This is a genomic window from Acidisphaera rubrifaciens HS-AP3, assembly GCF_000964365.1.
Classification (GTDB): domain Bacteria; phylum Pseudomonadota; class Alphaproteobacteria; order Acetobacterales; family Acetobacteraceae; genus Acidisphaera; species Acidisphaera rubrifaciens.
In genome coordinates, this window is the sequence record NZ_BANB01001122.1 from 1 (window position 1) to 1,914 (window position 1,914).

At 71.3% G+C, this 1,914-nt stretch carries 2 protein-coding genes; one reads left to right on the forward strand and one right to left on the reverse strand.

Annotated elements, in window-relative coordinates; all coding sequences use genetic code 11:
• Positions 1-122 precede the first annotated feature (122 nt).
• Complete coding sequence (locus B8460_RS20350) at positions 123-1,139, forward strand: G1 family glutamic endopeptidase (protein WP_084623982.1); 1,017 nt, start codon at positions 123-125, stop codon at positions 1,137-1,139.
• 81 nt (positions 1,140-1,220) lie between these two features.
• On the opposite strand, the gene B8460_RS20355 is transcribed toward B8460_RS20350, so the two are convergent.
• Positions 1,221-1,607, reverse strand: coding sequence for a hypothetical protein (locus B8460_RS20355; protein WP_148360745.1), 387 nt, complete (start codon positions 1,605-1,607; stop codon positions 1,221-1,223).
• Positions 1,608-1,914: the final 307 nt, after the last annotated feature.

Genomic DNA, 1,914 nt, shown 5'->3' on the forward strand with positions numbered 1-1,914 from the left:
TGTGAAACGGATCATAGGGTGCCGGCCCGGGGGCGGGCGAGGGTGGGCCCGCCGGCGCGATCGTCCCACCGCCTCTCCGAGCCTGCGCCGGCCTCTGCAACCACCGTTCGGAAGGACCCAGGATGACCCAGGTTTTGACCCGCCCGCCGAGCTTCGCGTTCGACGAGGACCGGCTGCGGCGCGCGACGCCCTTCGCCCTTCGCCCGACCGCGCTGCACGGCGTCTTCACCGGCCCGGCGCTCGCGCGCGACTTCAACCCCGACACCGCGAGCCCGGCCGACCTCGTGCGCGCCGGGCTGCTGTGGCGCCGCCCGGACGCCGGCGCCAGCCCCGGCCAGCAGGCCGCCTGGAAGCAGGTGACGTCGCGTCAGTGGCGGCCCGAGGACCGCATCGTGCCGGAATTCGCGGTGCAGGAAGGCCGCACCCACATCCTCCGCCAGCCGCCGCGGCGTCAGGCGGATGCCTCCTACCTGACCAATGCCTGGGCCGGGGCGGGTATCAAGACGGGCAAATGGACCGGGGTGATCGGGTTCTGGCACATCCCGACCGTCAGCCGTCCGCCCGAGCCCCAGGGCAACGAGGGCGGCTGGAACTCGTCGAGCTGGATCGGGCTCGACGGCTTCTTCGTGTCGAACGACGTGCTCCAGGCCGGCGTGCAGCAGCACGTCAACGCGCAGGGGCAGGCAAGCTATGTCGCCTGGTACGAATGGTTTGCGCCGCCGCAGTCGAATTCACCCGGCTATATCTGGCAGACCAACATCACCAATTTTCCCGTCAGCCCGGGCCAGCAGGTCTATTGCTCGGTCCAGTATACGGCCGGCAACACGGCGGGGTATCTCTACTTCGCCAACGAGACGACCGGGCAGCACTTCTCGATCACCCTGGCGCCGCCGCCGGGTGCCGGCTTCAACGGCAGCTCGGTTGAGTGGATCATGGAGGCGCCGGACGGCGGGGAGCCGACCTCCGCGCTGCCGCGCTTCACGCCGGTCACCTTCACCTCGGCCCTCGCCTGCGGCGCGGCCAACGCCTCGGGCAACCCGCAGACCGGCGACGTCATCAACATCGACACCGCCGCCGGCCGGGTGCTGACCAGCACCACGGTGGGACAGGACACCGCGACCGTCAGCTTCACTGGCTGACAGGCCGTAAGCGGCGGCAGATGCCGGGCCGGACCGAAGGAGCGGGCGCCGAGTGCCCGCTCCGACCGCCCGGCGGGCGGGTCAGCTCTTGATCTTCCAGCCGCTGTCCGTCCGGCACCAGTCCACCGTGTAGCGGCCGCTCCGCCGCGACTTGAGGTGCAGGTCATAGCGCAGCGTGTGACAGGCCATGCCGCCCGACCGGAAGATGCGCATGACCGTCACCGTGCCGCCGTCGCCGGTGGCCATGTTGCCCCATGTCTTCGTGTCGCCGACATGCAGCGGGTCCGTCGCGTTGAGCGCGTCGGCGGCGTCGAACAGCATCTTCGAGTCGTCCTGGCTCATTCCCTTGAACGAGCGGGAGAAGCCGAACGGGTTGACCTGCGCCCGCGCCGCCGGCGCGGCGGCCAGGGCGCCCGCGGCGGCCAGGGCGAGCATCGCGGCGCCCACGCGTCGGTGTCTGGCGAACATTCTGGGTGTCCCTCCTGTGTGTCGCCGCTGCTTAGCAGAACTTCGGCGCGGCAAAGACGGGCGGCGCATGCCTGCCTCGTCCCCCGTCCCGTTGCGCCGGCAGGCCAGGGCCGCACTATGACCCATGTCAACGGACAGGATGAGCGCCATGGCCTCCGACGCGATCCGGACGCATGAGGGCCACGTGCAGGCGCAGTTCGGCGCCCGGGCGGGGGATTATGTCGAAAGCGCCGTCCACGCGCGCGGCCCCGACCTCGACGCGCTCGCGGGCGCGCTGGCGGGGCAGGCGGGGGCGCGGCTGCTCGAT

Bases quoted from the DNA above. Each gene is read 5' to 3' on its own strand.
- B8460_RS20350 (WP_084623982.1), top strand. From the start codon at position 123: ATGACCCAGGTTTTGACCCGCCCGCCGAGCTTCGCGTTCGACGAGGAC.
- B8460_RS20355 (WP_148360745.1), bottom strand. From the start codon at position 1,607: ATGTTCGCCAGACACCGACGCGTGGGCGCCGCGATGCTCGCCCTGGCC.